A 26,963-nucleotide genomic window follows, 5' to 3' on the forward strand; every position below is an offset into this window, starting at 1 on the left:
TTAATATAACCTTGATGTGCAATAATGATATCCTATTTCTGATGTTGCACCTATTACCGCATTTAGTTCACACATAAGACTTCCATCTTCTTTTAGTGCTCCATCCCATCCTCCTGCTAAAGTAGCTATAGCTTCAGCATTTCCTAAAACCTTATCTGCAGGTGGTAGTGTAACTACATGACTGACATTTCCGCCTGAAACAACAGCTATTGCCTCTTTAGTTGTATCTGCCAATGACTGTGACATTCCATCTCTACCTGAACATTCATCTGTTATTAAAACTGTTTTTATTCCTGAATCTTCTAATCTCTTGCAAATCATTAATAAGTCTGAATCAGGATTTCCATATCCCTCCTCTGATATAATCACACCATCAGCACCAAGCATTTTACATAACTTAGCTGTGTAATCACATGTTCTAAACTTTCCTTCTAAAGTAGTAACCTCTGGATCTAGTATCACACCTAAGAAATTTAACTCTTTGCCATGTTTTGCATATAAATCTAAAATAACTGAATTATTTTGATGCTGATAAGTTGTTATCTTATCACATGCAGCTACACAGTTACCGCTTATTACTGCTCCATCTAATTCTTCATTTGGATGTAATAAAGTTGGTAATATTTGTTGACTATTTACACCATATATATATCCATCATGTAGTAATCCTTGAGAAATTAACATCTCTACATATAAAACCTTAGGCAATTCTGAACATTTTGAATTTTCTTCAGGCATACTCTCCATCTCATAAGTTAAAACTTCATCTGGCTCAACATTTCTTCCAGCTTCTCCAATAAGTTCAGCAGCTTTAAGTCCTGCCATCCTAACAGTTGCTTCATGAATATGTGGATCTAATCCTTCAACTGGAGTTATATCAACTACCAAATTATATGTCGTAGAAAATGGTGTCCACTTAGCTCCTTCTCCCCACATATCAATTACGCCCTCTTGAAATCCTACAATATCACCTATAGTAACTATAGCTGCGCCATATAATATATTGACTTTACCTTCACCTAATTGTGCTATCTTAGTTGATACACCTGGGAAACCATTACCGTCTCCCTCAATTTTCACTCTTGGTTCAATAACATCCTTAACGGGGATAATTCTTACCTTTTCTCCTGGTCTTGCAATATCTACATCTATATCTTTAATTCTTGAATCTTCCTTAAGCGTACAAATTAGCTCTTCTTTATTTACAAATAATACACCATTTTTTACAACTGTATTTGTACCAAACTGTATATCCTTAATATTAATTCTTCTATGCTCTAATTTCACAATAACACCTCCTGAAAATTTTAAAAAAACACATTATCATTTATTTCACTAAAAGCAGATTCCAAAAGTGTAGAATCGATTAATGCATAATCTTTAGCATTTTTTTTATCTTCATTTCTCACCTCCATATGATTTCTATATTTTTCAATACTATTTTCAATAAGTTCTATATGAAAATAATTTGAACTACCTTGATTTTTTTTAAGTATTACTGAACGATATGGTGAAAATATCATTCGCAGACTTGCTCCCAAAGGATGTGTAACTAATTCAAAATCCTTATGGACTAAATCTCTTACTTTAATTAATAACTCTTCCATTGATCCTTCTACAAAATACACATTACTATTTTTTTCTTTAACTATTGGATTATTGGTTACAATTAAATATTTCAAACAATCACCTCTTTAGATGAAATTTTATTAAAACATCTTTTGTTTTTCCATTGTATACACATTGTATTTTAAATGTATTATTTATACATATTCTATATATATTAAAATTGTCCTCCTTTTTATATAAATATTTTTACTTTTTTTAATTTTACGATAATTTTATAATAAAAAAATCTTGCATATGCTGTCTCATTACTTGAGCTAAGCATACACAAGATTTTTTTATTTTATAAATATATTTTTCATTTAAAGCATTTCTTGTTTAATTTTTTCCACAAATGCATCTATATGATCACGAGCATATTTTTCTGCCTTGTCTTTATCTTTTTCTTTTATAGCTTTTAGGACATCTCCCAATGTATCTGTAAATAAGTCCATTGAATCTATGTATTGTTCAGAATAATGCCACAACCTCTCAGTATGAATATGTAAACCAAGAAGAAGTTCTTCAAGACATTGATTTCCGCTACTACTTAAGACAATATCATGAAATTTTTCATCATCTAAAATAGCTTCTTGATAATCTTTTTTTATATCATATTGATGCAATCTATCTAATATGGCTTCAAGTTCTTCAATTTTTTCATTTGTAATTCTTTCAACGCATAATTTTGCACCGAATGGGTCAAATTCTCTAGTTACTTCAAATACGGATTTCATATACTTAAAATCTATATGTGCTACTTGAGCACCATATCTCGGAATTATATTAAGTAACTTATCACTATTTAATTTTTGAAATATCTCTCGTATAGGTGTTCTACTTATATCAAATTCCTTAGCGATATCAACCTCATTAAGAACTATACCCGGAGTATATTTAAGTTGTATAATTCTATTTTTTAAAACTTTATATATTTCATCAGTTGCAAGCTTTTTCCCCATCATATGCCCCTCCTTAAAACTGGGTTTTAATATTTACTTCTCTCTAATTATTAATTATACACGATAAAATGGAAAATTCATATTTTATTAGCTAAACCATAGTTGAGAAACTTTCATAACATATATTTACTGCTCAACTGTTAATTCCTCACTAAAGGCTGATATAGTACGATTTTTCGTATCAGCCGTAAGCTAAATCTTTTCATAAGATTATGCAATTCTATTTTAAGATGATATTTTTAAATGCTCTTTTTATGTCTTTAGTATATATTCCTCCATGATAACATATTATTCTATCCATATCATAATTTGAAATCTTTTCAATTGACCTTAAAGCTTCATTCATATCTAAAGTATACTTAGGTAATGCAATTGATAGTTCCCCATTATCTAAAACTAAAGCATCGCCAACAACCATTGATTTACTTCCTTTATGATAAATAGATATATGTCCTGGCATATGACCTGGAGTTGCAACCACTTCAATTCCTCCAGCAATATCTAAAATATCACCATCATTTAAAACAATATCTACTTTACAATTCTCTACTGACTCAAGAGTTTTATGAAAAATCTGCGCCTGTGACTTTTCTTCATTCGATAAAGATTCATATATACACTCAGCTTGCTGTAATCTTAATGATTTTCTCTTCCCCTCAATATATGGGATATCTTCTTTAGCTCCCATGATTTTTATATTAGGATATTTTCTTTTAAATTCTGCTAGTGAACCCATATGATCAAAATCATGATGAGTTATGATTAACTTTGTTAGATTATCTAAATTTATATTATTTTTAATTGCGCATTCTCCTATTAATGATAAAAAATTAGGATATCCACAATCAATTAAAATCATTTCATTCTCATCACTTAACAAAACAGGATATATCATATCTTTAATTCCGTTTATTTCAAATTCAACATTTAATACAGTTAATTTATTCATATTTATACCTCCACTATTAGTACTCACATAATTATAGTTTAATTGTATCACTAGCTACTCGAAGTTATATGATCATAAACTATTCTGTATTATTCTTGATAAAATAATATAATTCTTTGAATTATTATACATTTATATGCTTCTCTTCTTGCAATTACGCAATTTAAAGTTTTCTTTCTTTTGATTACTTCTATGTTATATTACTTGTTATATTACTTAGATAAACGTTAGTGAAAACCTCAGTTACTTATGATACGATTCTGCGTATCGGTAGTAAGTGCGGTTTTTTATATTAAATAAACTGAAAATTTATTGATTAGAATTTTTATATTTCATGCTTTCTCAATCTTCTTTAGTCGTATTTGTACCTTCTGGAACTTGGTTTAAGTACTGATTTATACTTTGATATTTATTGATATGATAATTTTCTGCTGATGCTAAACGTTGCATCTTTATAATAATTATCAAATTCCAAACGAACCTCTTCTAATATTTTTATAAATACTTTTATATTTTCATCGTCACTTGCCTCATTTAATTCTGGAATAAAATGTTACTTTACCCTCATCATAACTACATGTCCTTTATTAGACTCAAACATCCTTCCATATATACTCTTTGAGTGACCTACATATACACATCTTTCATTTTTATCTTTTTTATTTTCATCTTTTATAAAAATCCCACAAATACCTCTAATAGGGTGATTAGTATGTTCAATTCTTTCATCAAGAAAAATATTTGTTTTTTTATGTAACCATTTTAAACTAGTATTAGTATTCCCCATATTTATCCTCCATTTATTTACTTAATAAGTTTAAATTTATCTAATTAAAAATTTAATATTACTCTACCATAAAGTAATCTATATCTATTTTTTTAACCTCATATATTATTTCTGTTGATACCCCAACATTAAATTCAATCATATATTGTGCTAACTGAATTCCATCAATCAAAACTATATTTTTTGTATTTATAGCCTTAACATACTCTCTAGCTTCTTTAGAGAAAGTTGAAGTTGTTATGAAAATCCCCTTACTTGCTCCTGGAGTATCTAATGCTCCAGAAAACTTTTGAATTTCTGGTCTGCCAACTACTGTATCTTTCCATCTTTTAGCTTGAATATATATACTATCTAGTCCAAGTCTATCTTCATTGATTATTCCATCTATACCCTCATCACTTGTTTTCTTAGTTGCTCTTCCTGCTTCTTCTCTTGAACCACCATACCCCATCTTTATCAACAACTCTATTACTAATTTCTCAAAGAACTCAAATGAACATGAATTAATTTTCTCTAATATTTCATCAGCTAACGAAGTTTTTAAATTTTCAAAAGCATTCGCAATTTCTTCTGATGGTGTTCTCTCATTTAATGATACTCCATCATTTTCATTATGGTTCTCTTCTCTATTACTTGAGCTTACAAATTCATAGAAGCTCTCATATCTTAATAAATCTTTAGATTTTAACTCCTTTGGATTTTCCTTCAACAATTCCAATCCTAACTTAGTAATTCTTACTGCACCTCTTCTAGGAGCTTCTACTAATCCAGCCTTTTTCATATAAGTTTTCGCCCAATTTACCCTATCATAAAAAACTCTCTTTTTACCACTTGGAAAACATAAACTTTTCTCTTCTTCTGTAATATTCAATTTTTTTGCTAATATATCAATACATTCATTATTAGTATAAGTTTTATTATCTTTTAGAACTTCTAATAACGGAAGCATTATTCTTTCATACGTCGGTATTGCCATATACTATCTCTCCCTATATTTATTTAATCTCAATTCTATAACATAATTATACCAGTTATATTTATATTGCAATATCTAAATTCAATGTATTTATCCCAACATTCTTTAACATAAATGAAGAAGGAGTACCTTTTACAAATACACCTTCTTCTTTACTTTAAGTATTTTACTAACCTATAATTTACTTTTAGTTTTATTCTTTTATTTCTCTTAGCTCATTTACTTTAATCTTAGTATCATTAATAATTATCTACTTTCTCTTTATTAATCTTCTATTCCTAATACCAACTTAACTCTATTTAATAATCTATCCCTTAATTCCTTGCTCTTATTCTCTAAATTCCTTACATCATAAAATAGTTACATATTTATTAATAACTACCATTAAATGAAGTATCATTGGAATTATCTCTTGTAAACTTCCAATGATACTTCTATATACTTATCTATCTCTAACACTTTCTGAAATTGTAGCTACTATAGTTATTACAATTCCTAATACTTTAAGTATTGTTCCTATATTCAATTCACTTCCTCCTCTATATTAAACCTCTAAAAATTTTTTTATTATTGCCTCTGGTACATTATGTTTAGTAGACATACTTGAAATTGCTTTATTAGCTTCTAATCCTTTATTTATTAAAATAAGAATTTCAATTATTATATCTAATACCTTGTTAATATCCATTTACTGATTTCCCTTGAAATACGTATAGATATATGAATAATTGTCTTTAACTGGTATTAGTTTAATTACATACTTAGCAATATCTAAATCTATATATACTAAAGTCTCATTACTACAAGCTGTACCATTGCAAATCTCTACAACTTTACTAAATTCTTTTATCAATGTAAATTGAATATAGTTTAGCTCTTCTTGTAACCTCTTTAGGTCTATTTCCTTTTTATCATTCAATTCTATTATTAATTCTCTTGAAAACCATTGATTCGCTAGTACTCCATCATAGAAGTCGAAACGCATTACTCCTAGAAGCTCTTTACTATCATAATTAAATATCTTTTCTTTACTTAGTTTACTCATTATTTAGCCCTCCTTAATTAGTATTCTGATGGTAGAAGCATAGTTGAATATTCTCCACTATCAATTACATATATTTTAATCTCATAATCTATCTGAATATCTTCTAGCTCTATTTCATATGTGTATGAGTATTCAGGAACTTCTTGACTTTGCTTTATTACAATCTTATTATCTTCTTTTCTTAGCTTGAACACTTGTAAGTAATCTAGCTCAACATTTCTTTCATTCTTTAGCTTATCAACCATGCTCCACATAATTAGTTGTAATCTTATATCAATTTCTTCATTTACTCCTCTAGTTACATATCTATTACTTTTCTTGAACATATTTCTCTATCTCCTTTTCATCACAAGTTTTTATAGTCATCTTTCCTTTTCTAATTACACCTACACATAAAATTCTTTTCATTACCCTTCTCCTCCTAAAAATAATAAAAGCCTTAATCACTACATCAATAGTAATTAAGACTTTATAACTTACCTATTTCTTGTTTTAACATTGTTATAAATTCCTCTGAAAATACTTTATTCTTTATTGATTCTTTTATTAGCTCTATTAATTCCAATTCTGTTACATCAAGACTTCTTGGAATATAAGTTTCATCCCCTCTTCTAGTTGCTTTATATACACAGAACCTTACTTCATTTCTTTTTTAGCTCCTTGATATATATCTTTTCAATTGTATATGTATATTCATCATCTCCAATTTTTCCTTGATTCATTATCTTACAGTACTTAGTTTCCTTAATTATTTTTTCCTCTTTTAAGTTCTTCTTATTCACATTAAATTAATCTCCTTTTATTCTAATAGGAACTTAGAAAGTTCTTCTGTTGTTATTACTACAATTGCATAATCACTTGAAATCAAAAATAAGGAAGAAGTCCAATTAACTTCTTCCTTACATTCAATTATATCTGTATATTCTGGTATTAAACCTTTTAACTTATCTTGTTTCAACATTTCGATAACAACGATATTTTCTACTATAAGTATATATCCACCTAAATTATTATCTACATTTCTATTTGCCCCATAATTATCATCTAGTATTTCTATAATTTCAGATATACTATTAATAACTTCTATTGGATATTCCTTTAATTGTTTTAACTGCTCCTGTAAATAAATCTTCTTCATTACATATCTCCCTCCTAAATATAAAAAACTCTTACTTGCATATCTCAATACAAGTAAGAGCTATTGTTACCTTTATAATATATATTTATAAACTAGTACAATACTTTCTCCCTTTTCATGTTCTTATAAAAATACTATTATTTATTTTATGCAAAAATCTTTTCTACTATTTCCTCTCTCCAACCGGTTTTTATTCTAACAGGTTCCATCTGATAATTTTCCTTTATTATATCTACTATATGAGTTTGCTTTACCTTTTCCTGTATAGCTTTTGATATTTCGTTTATTGTTAATGCAAATATGTCTACACCATCTATCGACTTTTCTTTATATCCATTTTCTGTTGATACTAATTCAATATAAGAAGCACCCTTAAATATATTAATAACATTTGTATCTACTTTATCTGCAACAAATATAGTTATAACTTCTTTTTGTGAACGTATTGCAAGATTTGCTGTATGTCTTATTACTGGTTCTAACTCTCCACGCTTTTGAGAATTAGTATCCATCAATGTAGCTTCAAGCATTAATTTATAATTTGGGAAGTCCATAACTATATCTCCATCTCCACCTGCCGCATGGGTTAATGGTTTATAGTTACCATCCAAAGACAAATTAACACTTTTCCTTAAAGAATATTCCAAATCTGATATATAAAACCAAGCTATAGCAAGAATATATTCAAATATAGTTGGTACTGTAGCAGAATCTGTTACCATCTCTTTAATTTTCCTATCATTTTTAATTGAACGTTCACTAAATAACCCCAGTAACTTAATAACTTTTTCTTTTGGAAATTCACTTTCTATTACTTTTCTAAATTTAGCTTCTTGTTCTTCTTCTAATCTTATTTTTAAAGTAGACACATCTGATACACCAAACTCTTCTTTAATAGAGTCTTCTATTGCTATTATTTGACTTGTACTTAGTTTTAATATTTGGGTTAAACTAATATCTAAATAAAAAGGGCTATTTATATTACCCTCATATTCTTTTATTGCTTGTACACCAGCTAACGCCATATTATTACCAATAACAATAAATAAATTCTCTACTATCCAAGGTTGAGTAAGATTAACAAGTCCATTATTAAAACTAATAAAACCTGATAAACCAAAAGTTCTTTTTGTCATATCTGAATATTCTCTAACTAAATCTACTTTTTTTGACTTTGCAAATTGAAGATAAAAATTGACTCTATTTTCACTTAAAATATTATTATTCTTATTTTTCTTTAAAAATTCTTCTACTGTAAAGTTATTTGTCTTTGGAATATCAAAAGGTATTTTATTAAATCCAAAAGCCTTCTTTATTGCAGGTTCTTTTGATATATCAACCAAAACTTTCAAATTATCTATTGTTTTATCTTGATTAAATTTCTCAACAGCTTCAAAAAACTTGTAGTACACTTCCTGCTTTGTTTTTCCATTTTTAAATAACTCATGAAATTTATCTATATCAACAACTTCGGAAGAAAATAATTCTCTCGCTTTGATTAAGTTTGCCTCTACTTCCTCATCATTCTGATTTAAATTTTCATCTAAATATTCATCAAAAGAAACTTTTTCACTTCTTACTTCATCATAATTTTCTATAATTCTATATATTTTTTCACTATCCAGAGATGGTGATAATAAATGTAATATCACTAATAAATGAGCTTCCTGCATATCCTTATATTTTCTTAAAAATCCTAAAGCTACCCTAAATGGATAAAGATATTCCTCCCCATTTGGTTCATATACTCTTAACTTAAACCATTGTCTTAAGAATATTAAGTTATCTAAAGATAAATTCATTAATTTCTCTAAATTGTCTGGTTCTTTTGTTTTATTATAAACCCAGTGTAAAGCAACCTCACTAAGTTCTCTTTTATCATTAATTAAACCTGGCTTAATTAATGCATTTGTTAATGTACGTCCTCTTTTAGCTGAATCTGTAAAATTAGTTTCCTCACTAAAAAAATCAGTTTTTTCTAGTACAGTTCTAAAAAAAGCTTCTTGCGATTTATTATCCTTTTCCCATACAGGATATTTTATTTTATGTTCAACTAACAGAGGAAGTAAATATTTGTAATCTTCTAAAAGCGTTTTTCGTCTAAAACTAGTATCTCCCATATTAAATACTGAACTTATACTCTTTAATTTCATTATGTTTTCCCCTCACTGTAGAATAATTGTAATTATAGTATAACATTACTTACATATAAATCTAAAAAAAATACTAAGAAAGATTTTCTTAGTATTAATAATTAGTTATAAGCACTTCTTTAGTAACCTTTTTCTTAGCTTTTGATTGATAATTAGAATTATTATAATTAAAATTTAAATAATGAATTTTATACTTTTTAGCCCATTCAATTAATTCATTATTTTTATTCCCATTATGTTCTACAACATTGCTCATTGCAAACCTAATTCCCATTTTATCAACCTTATCTAAATACTCAAATAAATCCAAATCATCTTGTAATGTCCAACCTTTATTTTCATTATAACTAGCTGTAGTTATTCGATATGGGGGGTCTGCATAAACAAAATCATCTCCATTTAACTCTTCCAAATATAATTCTTTATAATCTACATTAATAAAAGATATATTTTTCTCTTTTATTGCTCTTATGAACAGCTTAAGCTTTTCCCTTACTTTCTGATTAAAATCTCTCTTCCCTACTGGTATATTATAATTACCTTCCTTATTAAATCTTATTTGATTGTTAAATCCATATACACTTAATGTATACAGCATTAAATATTTCTCTATTGTTTGTTCCTTATCTGTTGGCTTAGACATATTATAATCTAATCTTAATTTTTGATAAGCTTCTTTATTAACCCCTGATAAGCCTTGACTTGAATTACAATCATATATCGTATATCCTTTATTATATGTATCTGATAAATTATACCTTTTAATTATTTCTTCAATTTTACTAAATATATAGTCTTCCTCTAATTCTAACAGAATTTTATATAATTCTATTAAAACTTCTAATTTATCATTAAATATAATATGCTCAGCTTTCATATTTATTCCAACATTACAACCACCACAAAACATATCGATGAATGTCCTACACTCATTAGGTATTAAAGGCATAATCTGATTTAATAATTTATATTTACCACCAGTATAATTTAAGCATGATTTTATGTAACTCATTTATTTCCCTTTCCTAATCAAAGCATTTACACAAATATAATAATTCTTTATGTTCATCTACATTTGTTTTTCCAGTAGTAAAAACCTTATAATCTGTACTAAATACATTGACTCTACCTTTACTTTCTAAAATACTCATAATTTCTTCGTTACTTATCTTTGCATTCGACCTACCAACACCTTTTTGTGCCATATTATTATATGATACTAATATATACCTAGAATTAACACCATTAATTAAATCTTCAAATGCTTCCGGTGCTTTAGCTGTACAATATTTGCTTTTTATCGAACCTCTATCAACCATTTTTCTTGCTATCCCTTCTACTCTTGGCTTTTCCCATCTAGCAATATTTTCTAACAAATGATATGCATCTCCATATTGCCTTGAATTATAAGGAGTATCTATATATACTAAATCTACCTCAATATCCCTAACTAGTTTATTTGCATCTATATTATAAATCTTATTATCTTTATCATTGGTTGTTGATAAATTAGGTATTAATAGCTTTAAAGGCTCTACTGAATCAAGTTTTCTTCTATATGCATCATAATGACCACATGTATTAGCAACTTTATCCATTGCATATAGTAATGAAGTTATTAAAGCTGCGTATTCTCTTTCTGTTAACTCATTTTTTATTCTATTTATTTCTTCTCTTATATATCCTATCTTTCTTGAATTCTCTATAGAAAAGTATGTTCCCCCAAAATTTTCAGATACATAATTATCACATATTACTTCTATTGAATTATAATTATCTATTATTCTTGATATCTTCTCTATATCTATTTTCTCATTGCTAAACCAAGTTTTATAGGATAAATAATTAGATTCTAATATATCATTCACTATAATTGATTTACCTTGGTCATAAAAGTTTTTAGCTACTGTTCCAGTTCCTCCGAATATATCCGCTACACTTTTTACATTATCACACTCATTATCAACAATTTCATTTATAAATCCTAATAACTTATATTTACTCCCTAAATATCTCCTATTATTTATATCAAAATATCCTCTTTCTACCATCTTATCTTTTTTATTGATACATTTATTTTTAGATTTCATTATTTCTTCAATTTCGAGAATATTCTCATTAGTCCACACTCTCCAGTTCCTCCAATCTCTTTTAGGCTCTGTTATAAGCTCTTGCTTTATCCAACGATATAAAGTCTGTCTGCTTAAATCATATTTTTTTATTATTTCCTGTGTTCTAATCTCATTTCTCATTACGCACCCTCGCATCGTTCTAATGTTACTATTTAAAGTATAACAAATAAGTATTCTTCTCTCAATATATTTTATTTATATTTAAAAATTTATACATTATTATAATTACCATTAATGTGCTATATATACTAATTACTATTTCATTAAAATAAAAATAGAGGTAATGCTACTTAATAATCTATCACTACCTCTATATATCCAATTTTAGTAAAAAGCTCATTTATTTATGATACGGTTCTCCCTTTATTATCCTAAGTCCTCTATATATCTGTTCTAAAAGCATTACTCTAAATAGTTGGTGTGGGAAGGTCATTTTTGAAAAGCAAAGTTTGTAATTTGCTCTTTTTAGTACATTTTCTGATATGCCTAGGGAACCCCCTATAATGAAAGCTATATTACTTTCTCCTTTTACACCTAAATCCCTTATGTATTCTGCTAATTCTTCTGAGGATAGGGTTTTTCCTTTGAGATCTAGTGCTATAACATACATGTTATCTTTTATATGTTTTAGTATTTGCTCCCCTTCTTTATTTTTTATAATTAGCTCATCCTTTTCTGAGGCATTGTCGGGTGTTTTTTCGTCCGATAGTTCTATTATATTTATTTTGCAGTATTTTCTGAGTCTTTTTACGTATTCAGCTATAGCTTCTTTTAGATACTTTTCTTTTATTTTTCCTACAGTTATTAGTGTTATGTTCATTTTTATCCCTTTCTTATAATCCTTATTACATTTTGTAAAGAGTATAATTTAAAGCTTGTACTTAAAGCCCTAAATTATACTCTTTTTTAATAAACTTTTTAATTTTTAGTTTTTAATAATATTAATTTAACTTGCTTAATTTACTTATGCTATTTTCTCTTTCTTTTATAACTTCCGTTAGTACATTATATGCTAGTGTTTCTGTATCTTCCGTTTGTAATACAAGCATACCTTGAACTGTTATCATTAGTGCTAGTATATCCTGTTCTATGTCTATAAATGAAGATATTATTTGTTTACAGTCATTTACTTTGTATTTATTAATATTTTTTTTAAAACTCTCCATGGAAAATGATATTTTATCATAAGATAGAAAATTCACCTCATCCATTTCTGATGGGATTCTTGTCTTCTTTATTGTATCGTAATATTCATTTTCTCTATACACTTCTTTTATAAGGGATTTAACTATTATTATATATCTTAGATTATCCTTACTTTCCCTTATTTTTAAGATTTCTTCGTACTCCTCATATACATTTATCCTTATATCGTTTATCTTTATAAATTTATCTAATATGTCTGTTATGGTATAGGACAAGATTTTCTCCTCCAATAATTTAGGGTAGTCAAATAAGACTTCAAGGTTACATAATATTATTATACTAATCTGAATACTGTGTTGTATATAAAAAAACAAAACGACTTCCTAATTTATAGGAAGTCGTTTAACTCTATATTTTATTTTGTGTAATTTAGCTCAAGGTTTAAAAAACTATTCGCCTTTTCCACAACACTTTTTGTATTTTTTACCACTTCCACATGGACATGGATCATTTCTTCCAATTTTAACTTCTTTAACTACAGTTTTAGAGTCTCTGTAAGCTTTTTGAATTTCTCTTCTCTTTTCTTTTGAGAATATTCCTTCCCATTGTGGTAATCCATATAAATAGTCTGCTTTAGCATCTAACATATTGAAATATAATTTTTCAAAATCTAGTTCTGAATTAATTTCTGAAGTTTGTTCGATTTTTTCAAGATCTAATTCTTCTTTAAAGCTTTCGTTTAATCCGTCTAATATTCCCATGAAGTGAATTACCGAAACTTCATATTCTTTAGCCAAATCTTCTAGTTTGCCTTCTAATTTTAATGTACGATTAGATAATAATTTTGAGTAAAACTTAGTTTCTACTTCCCCATATTCTCTCCAGAAAGCAGCTTCTCCCTTTGTTTTCACATATTCAACTACTGAATCAGTCCATTGTTTATATAAACTCATTGTTATGTACCCCTTTTTTATCTTTTTATAATTGTATCTTTAATTCAAAATTATAATAAAAATTTCGATGTTTTTCAACTATTTAAACATCCGATTTACTTTTTGCTTTTACTAAGATTAATTTCACCCTTGCTAAAAGGCTCTGCTATAGAAAAGTTTCCACCTAAGCTGTCAATGTTCTTATTTTCAACTTGTATTCTAACTTTGTCTATGGAAGAAATTTCACTTAAAGAACTGGCAATAGCCTTAAGACAAGTTTCTTCCTTTTGTGCAGTCATTGGAACTTGTATTTCTTTGCTAAAATTTGCTGTTGCTATTTTATCATTTATAGAAAAACTAATTAGTCTAGTTCCCTTTGGAATTATAGGTTTTAGTTCACTTCTAACTGCTGGTCCCTTTATAAGTTCTTGTATAATTAATTCTCCTATAACCTCATCTTTATTTAAAAGTCTTTCTTCTTTTGATATTTCTGATTTTTTACCGTCTTTAGAACCATCAAAGTATAGACCGACATTCATATAATTATCTTTTTCTTTTTCTTTTTGTAATTTAATATTTTCTTCTTTTTCTTTACCTTTTAAGCTCATTTTATCTTTATTTTCACAGGCTGAAAATAATAAGCTAGATGCTACTAAAATAACACAAGTAGACATTTTTATAATTCTTTTCATTATATAATTCTCTCCTTAGAATGTAATATATTCACTTGGTTTATCCCTATTGGCCATGGTTAAAAACACATCTTTATCTAGTTTTATCCCGTTATCTAGTAAAATATTTTCTACTGTTTTATATGCTAAATCTGGATAATTGTTAGTTTTACTTAAATGGCCTAAATATATCTTTTTAGGCTTCCCATTTGTTATTTTAACTATAGCTTCCCCACAGGCATCATTCGATAAATGTCCTACATTACTAAGTACCCTTCTCTTTAAACTATACGGATACGGTCCGAATTTTAACATTTCCACATCATGATTACTCTCAAGTAATACAACGTCAGAATCTTTAATTACAGCATCTACTTCTTCTGTAAAATACCCCAAATCTGTAGCAATACATACTTTTTTATTCTTATAATATACAGCATACCCTACTGGTGATGCGGCATCGTGGGGAATTGCATAATTTTCAATAGATAAGTCCCCCACCTCTACATATTTATTATCTAAAATTTTAATATTCTCTTCTTTTAATTTGCCTAGCTTAGGATACATGCACCGCCATGTTTCCTCATTTGCATATATAGGTATATTATATTTCCTAGACAATACTCCTGCACCTTTTATATGATCTGAATGCTCATGAGTTATGAATATAGCCTTTATATCCTTTGGGCTTTCTCCTATTGTGCTTAATGCACTATCTATATTTTTCCCTGGAAGTCCCACGTCTATTAATATTTTATTTTTCTCAGATCCTACAAAAATACTATTTCCACTACTTCCACTATATAAGGGACAAAATATCATGTCTAACTCCTTCTTTTCCTACTAATAAGTAACTCTTTCAATATCTGCACCTAAGGATTTGAATTTCTCTTCAATGTGTGGATATCCTCTATCTATGTGTTCTATTCCTGTCACTTCTGTAGTTCCTTTTGCTACTAATCCAGCAATAACCATAGCTGCTCCTGCCCTAAGATCAGTTGCTACAACAGATGCCCCTGTAAGATATGGAACACCCTCAACTATAGCACTTCTTCCTTGTACTTCTGCTTTACCACCCATTTTCTTTATTTCATCTAGGTGTTTAAATCTTGACTCCCAAATACTTTCATTTATAATACCTCTGCCTTCTGTAATAGAAAGTAATGTACTCATTGGCTGTTGTACATCTGTTGGGAATCCAGGGTATGGAAGAGTTTTAATGTTTACAGCTTTTAATCTTCCTTCTGATTTAACTATAACTGAATCATCTTCTTCTATAACTTCAGCACCCATTTCTACTAACTTTGCACTTATAGCCTCAAGATGCTTTGGAATAACATTTTTAACTCTAACTTCCCCACCACATGCTGCTGCAGCTATCATATATGTCCCTGCTTCTATTTGATCTGGTATTACGCTATAATTACAACCCTTAAGTTCTTCAACTCCTGTAATTCTAATAACATCAGTACCAGCACCTTTTATATTGGCTCCCATGGAATTTAAATAATTAGCAACATCAACTACATGAGGTTCTTTTGCAGCGTTCTCTAAAGTTGTTATACCTTCCGCTAAAACTGCTGCCATCATTACATTAATAGTAGCACCTACACTTACGACATCAAAGTAAATGTTAGTACCTATAAGTCTATCTGCCTTTACTGTAACCGTACCATGAGATATGTCCACTTTAGCTCCAAGAGCTTTAAATCCCTTGATATGCTGATCTATTGGTCTTACCCCTATAGAACATCCCCCTGGAAGGTCAGCACTTGCTTCTTTAAATCTAGTAAGTAAACCTCCTAATATATAGTAAGAAGCTCTCATTCTTCTTACTTCTTCTGTATTAGCATTTACCGTATGGATTTCTGTACTATCTATAGTTACTGTATTTTTATTTCTTACAACTTTACATCCTAAACTCTCTAATATTTTCAAGCTACAAGCTGCATCTTCGATATCTGGAACATTTTCAATCACACAAATGCCTTTACTGGCAATTACAGATGAAGGTAAAATAGCTACTGCGGAGTTTTTCGCACCACTTATCTCAATTTCACCAAAAACCTTTTTACCTCCATGTATAACCAACTTCTCCATGTCACAACCATCCTTATCTAATAATATATTATATTAATTTTGTTCAATCTTCGTATTTATGTAAAATTAATCTTCTATCCTAAATAACTTATCATAAATTTTATTATATCATATAATCATTGATTTTTAACAAGGTTTTTAAAGGTTTTTTTACGAAATTTTAATTTAATTAATTTATGTATATCTATAAATTGCCAAAATCTTATTGTAATAATATTTTTTAATTTTACTGTTGAAATTATAGTTAAAAAACCTTATATTAGTTATTAAGTGAGCATACAAAATGTATTCATATTTGGAGGTCGCAATGAAATACCAATTAGTCGCTCTGTTCGATGATGAATCACATAATAAAATAGAGGGTATCCAAAGACAGATTTGCAAAAAATTTAAGTTATATAGGAGTAATCCTTCTATATATATACCTTTAAGTGTAGTTAGTAATCCTGATATGGAAAAGCTTGACCATGTTATCACCAAAATACTAGCTCCGTATAAAAAATATAAGGTTAATATTATGAATGGTTTATACGTTAACCCTGAAACAAAACAAGTCAATTTAGTTATTGATGAGAAAGGATATATGTCTAGAATTTGGAGAAATATAATAGATAATTTAGATCTTTATGGTTTTAAGCTAAGCCACATATCTTTTGAAAATTTAAATATAAATCTTCAAATACCCCTAGCAAATGCTAATTATAACATTAAAAAAATAGCAAATCAATCTGTAATTCCTGTAAAAAGGGAACTCTCAGCAGAAGAGCATCTTAATTTTGGGAAGATTGATCGAATAGAATTATGGAAAGTATCTAACAACAAAAGAGACATCTTAGTAAAAAGTTTTGAACTTAAAAATTTTTAATTCAAGTGTTGATTTTTATTTGTAAAAGTGGTTAAAATAGATATAATAGATATACATTTTAAAGACTATGAAGAGAAGAGTATATACGGAATGTAGTTATAGCGAACTGGGGATGGTGTAAGCTCAGTACGAAGTCCATATAGAAGAACATCTCAGAGTCACTAACCGAAATGCTATTGCAAAGTAGACTTAGTCGGATCCATGCCGTTACATTATGGACACTGTATTTGCAGTGATCGAGCGGAGATTTTCTCAACTTGGGTGGTACCACGGAAGTTACCTTTCGTCCCATAATATACAAGGTGTATTATGGGACGAAAGGTTTTTTATTTTGTACAATAAATTTTTATATAAATTAGGGAGGAATAAAAATGAAACCAGTATTAATAAAGACTCTTTATAGAGAAAAAGATATTTATCTAAACAAACAAGTAAAAATTTCTGGTTGGGTTAGAACAATAAGAGATTCTAAAGCTTTTGCATTCATGGAAATAAATGATGGAAGTTTCTTTAAAAATATTCAAGTAGTTATGGACGAAAATGCTTCAGGTTTTAAAGAAGCTGTTAAACTTTCAATAAGTTCTTCTGTATCTATTATAGGTACTTTAGTTGAAACTCCATCTGCAAAACAACCTTTTGAGATAAAAGCAGAAGAAATTATAGTAGAAGGTCTTTCTCATTCAGATTATCCTCTTCAAAAAAAGAGACATTCTCCTGAATACCTAAGAACTATAGCTCACTTAAGACCTAGAAGTAACCTTTTCTCAGCAGTATTTAGAATTCGTTCTTTAGCTGCTTATGCAATTCACAACTTCTTCTTTGAAAGAGGATTTGTATATGTACACACTCCATTAATAACTGGTAGTGATTGTGAAGGTGCAGGAGAAATGTTTAAGGTAACCACTCTTGATCTTCATAATATACCAAAAACAGAAGACGGAAAAATAGACTACTCTCAAGACTTCTTTGGTAAAGAGACTAATCTTACTGTAAGTGGTCAATTAGAGGGGGAAATATTTGCTCTGTCTCATAGAAATATATATACTTTTGGACCTACTTTTAGATCCGAAAACTCAAACACCACAAGGCATGCCAGCGAATTCTGGATGATAGAACCTGAAATGGCTTTTGCTGATCTTAATGATAACATGGATCTTGCTGAAGATATGGTTAAATATATAATTAGATTTGTACTTGAAAATGCTCCAGAAGAAATGGAATTCTTTAATAGCTTCGTAGATAAGGGATTATTAGAAAGATTAAATCTTGTTTTAAACTCTAACTTTGAAAGAGTGCCTTATACAGAAGCTGTGGAACTCTTAAAGCAATCAGGACAAAAATTTGAGTACCCAGTAGAGTGGGGTATAGACCTTCAAACTGAACATGAAAGATATTTAACAGAAAAGATATTTAATAAACCTGTATTCGTAACTAACTATCCAAAAGAGATAAAAGCCTTCTACATGAGAATGAATGAAGATAATAAAACTGTTGCAGCTATGGACTTATTAGTTCCTGGCATAGGGGAACTTATAGGTGGAAGCCAAAGAGAAGAAAGATTATCTGTATTAGAAAATAGATTAGAAGAATTAGGACTTAAAAAAGAAGATTATTGGTGGTATTTAGAGCTTAGAAAATACGGTGAGACTAAACACTCTGGATTTGGCCTAGGTTTTGAGAGAGCTATTATGTACTTAACTGGTGTAGGTAACATAAGAGACGTAATACCATTCCCAAGAACTCCTAAAAACGCTGAATTCTAATTTAAACTGAATGGGGGATACTATATTGGATTTTAAAAATTTATTCTCTATGCAAGAAATGCTAGATTATAGAATAGAAAAAGAACATGGTCTACTCAACGAAAATCTTATACCTAAAAAAGCCCTAGCTCTTTTCGTTGAACTTGGTGAGCTTGCTAACGAAACTCGTTGCTTTAAATTTTGGAGTAGTAAAGGTCCTTCTTCAAAGGAAGTTATATTAGAAGAATACGTAGATGGATTACACTTTATATTAAGTCTTGGATTAAAATTAAATTATAGTACAAAGTTAAATCTTCAACCTATGAAGACTTTAGAAACTCCTGTGCATGTTCAATTTTTAGATTTATATAAGGAAATCTCTCATATTGACGAGGATTGTTCTAAAGAATTATATGAAAGTGTATTTCAAAACTTCTTGAATTTAGGATCTAGTTTAGGTTTTTCTGAGGAAGATATAGAAAGTGCTTATATAGATAAAAATAAAGTAAATCATCAAAGACAAGATCAAGGCTATTAATAAAAAGGCTATGAATTTAAAATTGAATTCATAGCCTTTTCTCTTAGTCTAGTTTGAACATTTCCACTTCATCTCTTAATTTTAATGATAAACCATTTAATTTATCTGCAGCATTTGCTACTTGTGATATGGCCGAACTTTGCTGTTCAATAGATGCAGTAATTTCCTGTGATGCTGAAGCCGTCTCTTGTGATATAGCTGATATATCTTCCATACTATTTAAAAGCTCATCTTTGGATTGCATTAGTTCTGCTATATTATCATAAACACTCTCTATCTTTTCTGTTATGCCTTCAACCTCTTGGGATATCTTAATAAAAGCTTCATGAACTTCCTTAACTGAAGTTCCTTGAACTGCTGATACTTCCTTTAACTCTCCTACAATGTTCACAGTATCATTACTTTCCGTTTGTATGTTTACTATAATACGCTTTATATCCTCTGTGGATCGTTTAGAGCCTTCTGCAAGCTTTCTTATTTCCTCAGCAACTACTGCAAAACCTCTTCCAGCTTCTCCTGCTCTTGCTGCTTCTATAGATGCATTTAAAGCTAACAAATTTGTTTGCTCTGATATTGCATTTATGGTGTTTAAAATATTTCCAATATCTCCAACCTTGTTATCAAGTTTAGATATAGCAATGGCTACTTTATCTATAATTTGCTCATTAGTATCTGTATTAGTATTTAAGTTTTTAAGAGTTTCCATAGTATACACATTTATATTATTAATTTCTTTAGCATTATCATCTATATCCTTACTTTTTTCAGAAATTAAGTTTACTTTATCTCCAAGTTCAGTTGTAGCTAATAATCCTTTTTCTGCATTTTCTGCTTGGTTATTAGCACCTTTAGCAACTTCAATAATGGCTGAATTTATACCATCAGAAGTTGCATCTGTCTCTTCTGCACTAGCTGCTAAAAGTTCAGATTCCTGTCCTAAATTTATTGATGCTTGTTTAACACTCTTTAATAAGTTGCCTAATGTACCTATCATTTCATTAAAATTTTTAGCTAATATGCCAAACTCATCTTTTGAATTTAAATCACACTTAACTGTAAAATCCCCATTCTTTCCTGCTTCCATTGAATCCAATAATTTTCTTACTTTATTGTTAAGGGTTTTTGAAAAATAAGTGGTTATAAGTATTACAATAACTAAACATATAATAGCTATTAATGCATTTTGATATAATATCCCACTTAGATCACTATTAAGATCATCCAAATACATATTAGTTACTATTGTCCACCCCAAAGACTCTATTTTATCAAAACTAGCTAACTTCTCATCAGATCCTATATTATCTTTTAGTGTATATCTTACAGTCCCTTTTGCGGTATTCTTTATCTTATTATTTATCTCATTAATATTTAAAGTTTTGGATAATAAGGATTCATCTTTATGTGCAATAATTGTATTAGCATTATCTACTATAAAAACAAATCCCTTATCACCTATCTTTATTTCCTTAACTATTTTAGAAATACCCGATAAGCTTAAATCCATTCCTACTACACCAAGGAGCTCTTGGTTGTCACCGTATATAGGCATTGATAGTGTAATTACATAAATGCCTGTACCTTTATCCTTATATGGATTAGACCAAACTATCCTCTTTTTATTTACAGCATTCTTATACCAATCTTGTTCATTAGGTTTATAATCTTGTCCTAATTCACCTGCATCAGGATAACATAGCATTTTATTATCGCTTTTTGCAATATATATGTAATCAACTTCTTCATGATTATCTACATAGTTTTGAAGTTTTTGATTAATATCATTAATATTGCCTTTTTTATCTTTTAAAGAATCTTGTAACCTTCTATCTTTAGAAAAGCTTTTTAAATCAGTTTCACGATTTTTTTCAAAGTTCTTAATAACAGTTTCTAATTGCTCCATTATAGAGAAACTAGAGTCATTAAAATTCTCCTCCAAAACAATTTTGCTTTTTTTATAAGAAAAAACACTTGCTATAAACAGAGGTATTGCTACAAGAAGTATACCGGCAATTAAAATTTTTCTTTTTAATGTGGATGAACTTCCTTTTTCCGAATTTCTCTTGGTACTTATTCTGCTCTTCATATGTTTTCCTCCCAAAGATAAACACTTATTTTGTATCTTATATTTGAATTATCGACATTTTTTGCGTTTTATTTATATCAAACAAGAATTGCCCTCATAAATAATTATTAAATTTCAGGGAAATAATATAGTTATACATTAATTTTTACAAAAAAGTTAAAGGAGAGTTTTTATATGGGTATAATCTTTTCTATAGTAGCTGGTATACTTATGAGCATTCAAGGAGTATTTAACACAAATGTAGGTAAAAAAATAGGTCTTTGGGAGACTAGTATAGTTGTTCAGGGAGTGGCACTTGTATCTACTATAATTATATTTCTCTTCATGAGAAATGGTAATTGGAGTGCCTTAGGTTCTGTTAATAAACTTTATTTAACTGGTGGTATAATAGGAGCTTTAATTACCGTAACTGTTATGCTGGGTATGAATAATTTAGGCCCTACCTATGCTGTAACTCTTATTCTTATTGCCCAATTACTAGCTGCAGCATTAATAGAAGCATTTGGTATATTTGGAGTTGAACAATTAAGATTTGGTATAAATAAATACCTGGGGCTTGTTATGATGATAATAGGCATAATAATATTTAAATATAAATAGTTAACATAACTTATATTTTGGTATATACTATATATTTGTAATACCAATTATTCTTATGTGGTTTTTTATTTTGTCAAGAGAAACTATTGGATTTTACTATAGTTTTTTTCTCTAAAGTCTATTGATTTTTTCAATAGCAACATACATAATAGTATTTGGATATTAAACTTAGGGGGATAATTATGGATTTCAAACAAATTGAAGCTTTTATCAGTGTTGCAAAATTAAAAAGTTTTTCAAAGGCAGCAAATACAATTTTTTTATCTCAACCAACTATCAGCTCCCATATTTCTAGTTTAGAGAAAGAACTTAACATTCAGCTTTTTGACAGAACCTCCAAGGAGGTAAACTTGACACCTGCTGGTGAGTCTTTTCTTGATTATGCTATAGATATAGTTAACACTAGAAACCATGCTATAGTTGCACTTTCAGATTTTAATAGCAATATATCTGGAAAGTTAAATGTTTCAGCCAGCACTACGCCATGTAATTCAATAGTACCTGTAATAATGAAAAAGTTTAATTCTCTTTATCCAGAAGTAACTTTTGATATTAATGAGCAAAGTTCTGGGAAAATAATAAAAGATATATTAAACTTAGAATGTGAAATAGGGATTGTAGGCACTTCTATACGTCATGATAAAATAAAAAGTTACAAGCTACTTGAGGACGAGCTTGTTGTTATATCTCATCCTTCATTAAATCTTCCAAAAGAACTAGAAATTAAAGATTTATTAAAATATAAGTTTATATTTAGAGAAAAAAATTCAGCAACTAGAAAAACTTTTGAGGATATTATTTCTGAAGAGTTTGATGTAAGCAAACTAAATATATTATGTGAAGTTAACAATTTAGATACATTAGTTCAATTCGTAAAGACTGGCATGGGGATATCAATTGTGTCTTCTAAAATATATGAAACTTCATCTTCTGATAGAAAACTTACTTATAGTAAAATAAAAAACTTAAACTTAACAAGAAACATTTACTTAATAATGAATTCCAAAAGAACTCTAACCCCAACAGCAAGGGCGTTCTTTAATATGTGCAAGGAAGATTTTAAATTATAAAATTATACATATTTATTAACTAATTTATAATATAACATATAAAATAATAAATCCCAGTTTATTTATAAACATGGGATTTATTATTTCCCTTCAGTTATAATATTTATCTATATTTTTAACCTTTCTAATAGCAAAACTATACTATATAAATGAACCACTTTTTTCTATTAGAATATGGAGGGAATTTATGTTTAAGATTAAAAATAAACTCAGTAGTAATTTGAAAACTGCTTTAGAAAAAAATATATACAAAAATTATAGGGTTATAATAAGCTGCCGAAGCCTACTTGAGAAGATAGAAAAAAGAGTTTTGTCTTCCAAGGGTGAACTACTATACACATTGCCTAATTTAAATTGCATATGCGCTAATATAAGTAAAAGAACTATAGAAAGACTTTCAGAATATCCAGAAGTTAAATATATAGATTTTGATTCTTTAGTTTTTTCTATTCCATTTAATCACTCTCCCATAAGTAATATTGAAAAGACTAAAGTAAACAACCCATATACCCAAATAGATGAGAATAAATATTCTCTAAATGGAAAGGATGTATGTATAGGTATAATAGGTACGGGTATCTACCCTCACAGTGATTTTACAAAACCTGATAATAGAATAGTGAAATTCCTAGATCTTACAGAAAACTATACTTATACTTATGACAATTGTGGTCTTGGTACATTTATAGCTGGTATTATAGGTGGTAACGGATATTCTTCTAAAGGCTCCATAAAAGGTGTAGCACCTAGATGTAATTTTTACTCAATAAAAGTATTTGATAATACTGAAAGAGCATTTGCATCTACTATATTACATTCGATTTATACTTTAATTGAAGAATCTAGAGAATATAACATAAAATTAATATATCTACCCCTTGAAACTTTTGAATTTAATCCATTTATTCTAGAACTATTCGAAAAAACCTTTGATTATGTGGCTGAAATGGGACTGACAATTATAATTCCTACAGGAAGCAATTCCAATAAGGCAAGTACAATATGCGGGATATCATCACTAAATAACTGTATTTGTATAGGTGGTCTCTCCTCGATAAATCCTCCTATTTTGTATAAATATTCTTCCTCAGGTCCTTACAAAAGAAAGCATAAGCCCGATTTTCTGGCTCCATGTTACAAAAAATTTACCACTAACTTAAACATCGATTATATTCCAGAAAAAGATAACATTAAATTATACCCTCATGCCCTTCGTTATAATTATGCAGAGGTATCTTCAGTAGCCCTTTCAGCTGCTTATATCTGTGGAATATGTGCTATGTTATATGAACATAAGAGTGACTTAACCATGAAGGATATATACTCTCTTTTAAAACTGAGTGCAACACCTCTGGAATTGCCTAAGGAATCTATGGGGAATGGTATAGTGCTTGAACAAAATTTAACTCTTACCAAAGATGACAAAAAGAAACATGGTATTATTTAACTTGTATATAACATTTATAATTTGTATAATATTTATAGTATAAGAAATTTTTATTAAAAATTATTATTTATTGAGAATTATTGTTAATCAAAATATTAACACTTAAACTATTTTACACATACGTTTAATAAGGAGGAACCTCTAGATGATAAGTGAAAAACTTTTTAGTGCTTTAAATGATCAAATCAATTTCGAATTTTACTCTTCTTATGTTTATTTAGCAATGGCTTCATACTGTGAAGATGAAGATTTAGCTGGTTTTGCAAACTTCTTTAGAGTGCAAGCTCAAGAAGAGCTTTTCCATGCTATGAAAATGTACGACTATGTAATAGAAATGGATGGAAAAGTTACATTAGAAGCTATAGAAAAACCAGAAAATAATTATTCCTCAGTTATAGAAGCATTTAAAACTGCTTATAGCCATGAAAAAATTGTAACTGAAAGAATATACAAATTAACAGATATAGCTACTGAAGAAAGAGAACATGCTACTATAAGCTTCCTAAAGTGGTTTATAGATGAGCAAGTAGAAGAAGAAGCATCATTTAAAGGAATAATTAAGCAGTTAGAAAGATCCATAGAAAACCCTGCTGCTTTATATATGATAGACACAAATCTATCTCAAAGAACATTTACTCCACCTACAAATGCATAGAACTAGACTGTAACAAAACATATAAATAATTAACCCCTTATAGTAAATATAGATAGTTTTTCTATGACTCTATTTTAAGGGGTTAATTTTATTTTTAAAAAAATCCTAATATGAAATTAATTTTTACTTTTGAAGTTCTCTTCTTAAGAAATCTAACAACGCCATGGACGCTCTATTCCTTATAACATTGCGATTTCCATTTAAGTTAAGTTCCTTACTTATACATTTACTTCTATAATAAATCGCAATATACACAAGACCTACTGGCTTTTCCTCACTTCCTCCACCTGGACCTGCAACTCCTGTAGTTGAAATTCCTATATCCGTACCTGAAGTCTTAGCTACACCCTCTGCCATTTCTTTCGCAACCTCTGCACTTACAACTCCATACTTATCTAAAGTTTCTCTTTTTACCCCCAATCTTTTCTCTTTAGCCTCTTCCGTATAAGTAACTAAGCCCTCCTTAAACACTTTCGATATGCCTGCACATTCTGCTATTTTAGATGCTACCATTCCCCCTGTACATGATTCAGCTATAGCTAACGTTAACTGTCTATCTAAAAGAAGTTTTGAAACTACCTCTTCTATACTAGTCTCGCCCTCTCCATATATATTATCACCTAAAACATCTCTGACAGCCTTCTCCATAGGTACTATAAGTTCCCTTGCCTTTTCTTCATTAGTTGCTTTTGCTGTAATCCTAAATATCATTTCCCCTTCTTTTGCATAAGGAGCTATAGTTGGATTGGTTTGATTTTCTATAATGTCCGATATCATATACTCTGCAGAGCTTTCCCCTACACCAAGAACCCTTAAAACCTTTGAATATAAAACTTCCTTAGAAATACTCTGAAGATAAGGAACTACCCCCTCCTCAAACATTCCTTTCATCTCCCTAGGTGGTCCTGGCATTAATACTAATATTTTTTTACCATCTTCTATAATACATCCAGGAGCTGTTCCATTATTATTAGGTAAAACTATACTTCCCTCAGGCGTATATGCTTGCTTTTTATTATTTTCACTCATAACTCTTTTTGTCTTAGAAAAATGCTCTTCTAACTTTTTCATAGACTCTTCATGTAAAACTAACGCTTTATTAAAAAATTTACTACCAATCTCCTTTGTAAGATCATCCTTTGTTGGCCCAAGCCCACCTGTACTAATAACAATATCAGCTCTATTAAAAGCTATTTTATAGGCTTCTTCTAACCTTTTAGGATTATCTCCTACTACAGTCTCATGATAAACATCTATACCAATTTCCGCTAATCTCTTAGACAAATATTGAGCATTGGTATTTAATATATCACCAAGTAAAATCTCTGTACCAACACATAAAATTTCAGCTTTCATAGTTTGAC

At 28.9% G+C, this 26,963-nt stretch carries 28 protein-coding genes, 1 pseudogene and 1 other annotated feature; of the genes and pseudogenes, 7 read left to right on the forward strand and 22 right to left on the reverse strand.

The window, feature by feature from the left end:
- The 20 genes and pseudogenes from FGL08_RS12655 to murA all read right to left on the reverse strand — a co-directional run bounded on the left by FGL08_RS12655 (window position 1) and on the right by murA (window position 16,596).
- Complete coding sequence (locus tag FGL08_RS12655) at window positions 1-1,287, reverse strand: glycine/sarcosine/betaine reductase component B subunit (protein WP_138211120.1); 1,287 nt, start codon at window positions 1,285-1,287, stop codon at window positions 1-3.
- A gap of 20 nt (window positions 1,288-1,307) precedes the next feature.
- The gene (locus FGL08_RS12660; protein WP_138211121.1) at window positions 1,308-1,682 is read right to left on the reverse strand and encodes a GrdX family protein; all 375 of its coding nucleotides are present in this window, start codon (window positions 1,680-1,682) and stop codon (window positions 1,308-1,310) included.
- Window positions 1,683-1,928: 246 nt separating this feature from the next.
- Window positions 1,929-2,570 (reverse strand): GntR family transcriptional regulator, encoded by a 642-nt coding sequence (locus FGL08_RS12665; protein WP_197733553.1) that lies wholly within the window; start codon window positions 2,568-2,570, stop codon window positions 1,929-1,931.
- Between the two features lie 217 nt (window positions 2,571-2,787).
- On the reverse strand, window positions 2,788-3,516 hold the full coding sequence (locus FGL08_RS12670) for an MBL fold metallo-hydrolase (protein WP_138211122.1): 729 nt from the start codon (window positions 3,514-3,516) through the stop codon (window positions 2,788-2,790).
- A gap of 553 nt (window positions 3,517-4,069) precedes the next feature.
- The gene (locus FGL08_RS13490) at window positions 4,070-4,303 is read right to left on the reverse strand and encodes a hypothetical protein (RefSeq protein ID WP_197733554.1); all 234 of its coding nucleotides are present in this window, start codon (window positions 4,301-4,303) and stop codon (window positions 4,070-4,072) included.
- 58 nt (window positions 4,304-4,361) lie between these two features.
- Window positions 4,362-5,279, reverse strand: a complete 918-nt coding sequence (locus FGL08_RS12680; RefSeq protein WP_138211123.1) for a restriction endonuclease — start codon at window positions 5,277-5,279, stop codon at window positions 4,362-4,364.
- Window positions 5,280-5,823: 544 nt separating this feature from the next.
- A complete protein-coding gene (locus FGL08_RS13465) occupies window positions 5,824-5,967 on the reverse strand; it encodes a hypothetical protein (RefSeq protein ID WP_171012069.1) in 144 nt (47 codons plus the stop codon).
- On the reverse strand, window positions 5,968-6,324 hold the full coding sequence (locus tag FGL08_RS12685) for a hypothetical protein (RefSeq protein ID WP_138211124.1): 357 nt from the start codon (window positions 6,322-6,324) through the stop codon (window positions 5,968-5,970).
- A 17-nt stretch (window positions 6,325-6,341) separates the two neighbouring features.
- Window positions 6,342-6,650 carry a DUF960 family protein gene (locus FGL08_RS12690; protein ID WP_138211125.1) on the reverse strand — a complete coding sequence of 103 codons (309 nt, stop codon included), beginning with the start codon at window positions 6,648-6,650 and terminating at the stop codon, window positions 6,342-6,344.
- 143 nt (window positions 6,651-6,793) lie between these two features.
- Window positions 6,794-7,046, reverse strand: a pseudogene (locus tag FGL08_RS12695) (hypothetical protein).
- Between the two features lie 77 nt (window positions 7,047-7,123).
- Window positions 7,124-7,462, reverse strand: a complete 339-nt coding sequence (locus tag FGL08_RS12700) for a hypothetical protein (RefSeq protein WP_138211126.1) — start codon at window positions 7,460-7,462, stop codon at window positions 7,124-7,126.
- Window positions 7,463-7,608: 146 nt separating this feature from the next.
- Window positions 7,609-9,615: an AlwI family type II restriction endonuclease gene (locus FGL08_RS12705; protein WP_138211127.1), complete on the reverse strand. Its 2,007-nt coding sequence runs from the start codon at window positions 9,613-9,615 to the stop codon at window positions 7,609-7,611.
- 94 nt (window positions 9,616-9,709) lie between these two features.
- Complete coding sequence (locus FGL08_RS13495) at window positions 9,710-10,627, reverse strand: DNA adenine methylase (protein WP_138211128.1); 918 nt, start codon at window positions 10,625-10,627, stop codon at window positions 9,710-9,712.
- 13 nt (window positions 10,628-10,640) lie between these two features.
- Window positions 10,641-11,867: a DNA adenine methylase gene (locus FGL08_RS13500; RefSeq protein ID WP_138211129.1), complete on the reverse strand. Its 1,227-nt coding sequence runs from the start codon at window positions 11,865-11,867 to the stop codon at window positions 10,641-10,643.
- 220 nt (window positions 11,868-12,087) lie between these two features.
- A complete protein-coding gene (gene rlmH / locus FGL08_RS12720; RefSeq protein ID WP_138211130.1) occupies window positions 12,088-12,567 on the reverse strand; it encodes a 23S rRNA (pseudouridine(1915)-N(3))-methyltransferase RlmH in 480 nt (159 codons plus the stop codon).
- A gap of 121 nt (window positions 12,568-12,688) precedes the next feature.
- On the reverse strand, window positions 12,689-13,168 hold the full coding sequence (locus FGL08_RS12725) for a hypothetical protein (RefSeq protein ID WP_138211131.1): 480 nt from the start codon (window positions 13,166-13,168) through the stop codon (window positions 12,689-12,691).
- Window positions 13,169-13,342: 174 nt separating this feature from the next.
- Complete coding sequence (locus FGL08_RS12730; RefSeq protein ID WP_138211132.1) at window positions 13,343-13,846, reverse strand: SEC-C metal-binding domain-containing protein; 504 nt, start codon at window positions 13,844-13,846, stop codon at window positions 13,343-13,345.
- Between the two features lie 95 nt (window positions 13,847-13,941).
- Window positions 13,942-14,517 (reverse strand): GerMN domain-containing protein, encoded by a 576-nt coding sequence (locus FGL08_RS12735; RefSeq protein ID WP_138211133.1) that lies wholly within the window; start codon window positions 14,515-14,517, stop codon window positions 13,942-13,944.
- 15 nt (window positions 14,518-14,532) lie between these two features.
- Complete coding sequence (locus FGL08_RS12740) at window positions 14,533-15,318, reverse strand: MBL fold metallo-hydrolase (RefSeq protein WP_138211134.1); 786 nt, start codon at window positions 15,316-15,318, stop codon at window positions 14,533-14,535.
- A gap of 21 nt (window positions 15,319-15,339) precedes the next feature.
- The gene (gene murA / locus FGL08_RS12745; RefSeq protein WP_138211135.1) at window positions 15,340-16,596 is read right to left on the reverse strand and encodes a UDP-N-acetylglucosamine 1-carboxyvinyltransferase; all 1,257 of its coding nucleotides are present in this window, start codon (window positions 16,594-16,596) and stop codon (window positions 15,340-15,342) included.
- A gap of 307 nt (window positions 16,597-16,903) precedes the next feature.
- On the opposite strand from murA, the gene FGL08_RS12750 reads away from it, so the two are divergent.
- From FGL08_RS12750 to FGL08_RS12760, 3 genes are all read left to right on the forward strand, one after another.
- On the forward strand, window positions 16,904-17,461 hold the full coding sequence (locus tag FGL08_RS12750; RefSeq protein WP_138211136.1) for a hypothetical protein: 558 nt from the start codon (window positions 16,904-16,906) through the stop codon (window positions 17,459-17,461).
- A 58-nt stretch (window positions 17,462-17,519) separates the two neighbouring features.
- Window positions 17,520-17,755, forward strand: a binding site (T-box leader).
- Window positions 17,756-17,832: 77 nt separating this feature from the next.
- Window positions 17,833-19,224 carry an asparagine--tRNA ligase gene (gene asnS / locus FGL08_RS12755; protein ID WP_138211137.1) on the forward strand — a complete coding sequence of 464 codons (1,392 nt, stop codon included), beginning with the start codon at window positions 17,833-17,835 and terminating at the stop codon, window positions 19,222-19,224.
- A gap of 25 nt (window positions 19,225-19,249) precedes the next feature.
- Window positions 19,250-19,741: a dUTP diphosphatase gene (locus FGL08_RS12760; RefSeq protein ID WP_138211138.1), complete on the forward strand. Its 492-nt coding sequence runs from the start codon at window positions 19,250-19,252 to the stop codon at window positions 19,739-19,741.
- A 43-nt stretch (window positions 19,742-19,784) separates the two neighbouring features.
- Here FGL08_RS12760 and FGL08_RS12765 read toward each other — a convergent pair whose 3' ends face one another.
- On the reverse strand, window positions 19,785-21,827 hold the full coding sequence (locus FGL08_RS12765) for a methyl-accepting chemotaxis protein (RefSeq protein ID WP_138211139.1): 2,043 nt from the start codon (window positions 21,825-21,827) through the stop codon (window positions 19,785-19,787).
- A gap of 174 nt (window positions 21,828-22,001) precedes the next feature.
- Between FGL08_RS12765 and FGL08_RS12770 the strand changes: the two genes are divergently transcribed.
- The 4 genes from FGL08_RS12770 (at window position 22,002) to FGL08_RS12785 (ending at window position 25,599) form a co-directional block, all read left to right on the forward strand.
- Complete coding sequence (locus FGL08_RS12770; protein ID WP_138211140.1) at window positions 22,002-22,427, forward strand: DMT family transporter; 426 nt, start codon at window positions 22,002-22,004, stop codon at window positions 22,425-22,427.
- A 182-nt stretch (window positions 22,428-22,609) separates the two neighbouring features.
- The gene (locus FGL08_RS12775; RefSeq protein WP_138211141.1) at window positions 22,610-23,497 is read left to right on the forward strand and encodes a selenium metabolism-associated LysR family transcriptional regulator; all 888 of its coding nucleotides are present in this window, start codon (window positions 22,610-22,612) and stop codon (window positions 23,495-23,497) included.
- Between the two features lie 187 nt (window positions 23,498-23,684).
- Window positions 23,685-24,944 carry a S8 family serine peptidase gene (locus FGL08_RS12780; RefSeq protein WP_138211142.1) on the forward strand — a complete coding sequence of 420 codons (1,260 nt, stop codon included), beginning with the start codon at window positions 23,685-23,687 and terminating at the stop codon, window positions 24,942-24,944.
- A gap of 145 nt (window positions 24,945-25,089) precedes the next feature.
- A complete protein-coding gene (locus FGL08_RS12785) occupies window positions 25,090-25,599 on the forward strand; it encodes a ferritin (RefSeq protein ID WP_138211143.1) in 510 nt (169 codons plus the stop codon).
- 123 nt (window positions 25,600-25,722) lie between these two features.
- Here FGL08_RS12785 and FGL08_RS12790 read toward each other — a convergent pair whose 3' ends face one another.
- Entirely contained in the window at window positions 25,723-26,955 is a 1,233-nt protein-coding gene (locus FGL08_RS12790; protein ID WP_138211144.1) for a competence/damage-inducible protein A, read from the reverse strand.
- Window positions 26,956-26,963: the final 8 nt, after the last annotated feature.

Source organism: Hathewaya histolytica (assembly GCF_901482605.1).
In the GTDB taxonomy this organism is placed as follows: Bacteria; Bacillota; Clostridia; order Clostridiales; family Clostridiaceae; genus Hathewaya; species Hathewaya histolytica.

Coding starts and splice junctions, on each gene's coding strand:
- FGL08_RS12665 (WP_197733553.1), bottom strand. CDS start 2,570: ATGATGGGGAAAAAGCTTGCAACTGATGAAATATATAAAGTTTTAAAA.
- FGL08_RS12670 (WP_138211122.1), bottom strand. CDS start 3,516: ATGAATAAATTAACTGTATTAAATGTTGAATTTGAAATAAACGGAATT.
- FGL08_RS13490 (WP_197733554.1), bottom strand. CDS start 4,303: ATGGGGAATACTAATACTAGTTTAAAATGGTTACATAAAAAAACAAAT.
- FGL08_RS12680 (WP_138211123.1), bottom strand. CDS start 5,279: ATGGCAATACCGACGTATGAAAGAATAATGCTTCCGTTATTAGAAGTT.
- FGL08_RS13465 (WP_171012069.1), bottom strand. CDS start 5,967: ATGGATATTAACAAGGTATTAGATATAATAATTGAAATTCTTATTTTA.
- FGL08_RS12685 (WP_138211124.1), bottom strand. CDS start 6,324: ATGAGTAAACTAAGTAAAGAAAAGATATTTAATTATGATAGTAAAGAG.
- FGL08_RS12690 (WP_138211125.1), bottom strand. CDS start 6,650: ATGTTCAAGAAAAGTAATAGATATGTAACTAGAGGAGTAAATGAAGAA.
- FGL08_RS12700 (WP_138211126.1), bottom strand. CDS start 7,462: ATGAAGAAGATTTATTTACAGGAGCAGTTAAAACAATTAAAGGAATAT.
- FGL08_RS12705 (WP_138211127.1), bottom strand. CDS start 9,615: ATGAAATTAAAGAGTATAAGTTCAGTATTTAATATGGGAGATACTAGT.
- FGL08_RS13495 (WP_138211128.1), bottom strand. CDS start 10,627: ATGAGTTACATAAAATCATGCTTAAATTATACTGGTGGTAAATATAAA.
- FGL08_RS13500 (WP_138211129.1), bottom strand. CDS start 11,867: ATGAGAAATGAGATTAGAACACAGGAAATAATAAAAAAATATGATTTA.
- rlmH (WP_138211130.1), bottom strand. CDS start 12,567: ATGAACATAACACTAATAACTGTAGGAAAAATAAAAGAAAAGTATCTA.
- FGL08_RS12730 (WP_138211132.1), bottom strand. CDS start 13,846: ATGAGTTTATATAAACAATGGACTGATTCAGTAGTTGAATATGTGAAA.
- FGL08_RS12735 (WP_138211133.1), bottom strand. CDS start 14,517: ATGAAAAGAATTATAAAAATGTCTACTTGTGTTATTTTAGTAGCATCT.
- FGL08_RS12740 (WP_138211134.1), bottom strand. CDS start 15,318: ATGATATTTTGTCCCTTATATAGTGGAAGTAGTGGAAATAGTATTTTT.
- murA (WP_138211135.1), bottom strand. CDS start 16,596: ATGGAGAAGTTGGTTATACATGGAGGTAAAAAGGTTTTTGGTGAAATT.
- FGL08_RS12750 (WP_138211136.1), top strand. CDS start 16,904: ATGAAATACCAATTAGTCGCTCTGTTCGATGATGAATCACATAATAAA.
- asnS (WP_138211137.1), top strand. CDS start 17,833: ATGAAACCAGTATTAATAAAGACTCTTTATAGAGAAAAAGATATTTAT.
- FGL08_RS12765 (WP_138211139.1), bottom strand. CDS start 21,827: ATGAAGAGCAGAATAAGTACCAAGAGAAATTCGGAAAAAGGAAGTTCA.
- FGL08_RS12770 (WP_138211140.1), top strand. CDS start 22,002: ATGGGTATAATCTTTTCTATAGTAGCTGGTATACTTATGAGCATTCAA.
- FGL08_RS12775 (WP_138211141.1), top strand. CDS start 22,610: ATGGATTTCAAACAAATTGAAGCTTTTATCAGTGTTGCAAAATTAAAA.
- FGL08_RS12780 (WP_138211142.1), top strand. CDS start 23,685: ATGTTTAAGATTAAAAATAAACTCAGTAGTAATTTGAAAACTGCTTTA.
- FGL08_RS12785 (WP_138211143.1), top strand. CDS start 25,090: ATGATAAGTGAAAAACTTTTTAGTGCTTTAAATGATCAAATCAATTTC.
- FGL08_RS12790 (WP_138211144.1), bottom strand. CDS start 26,955: ATGAAAGCTGAAATTTTATGTGTTGGTACAGAGATTTTACTTGGTGAT.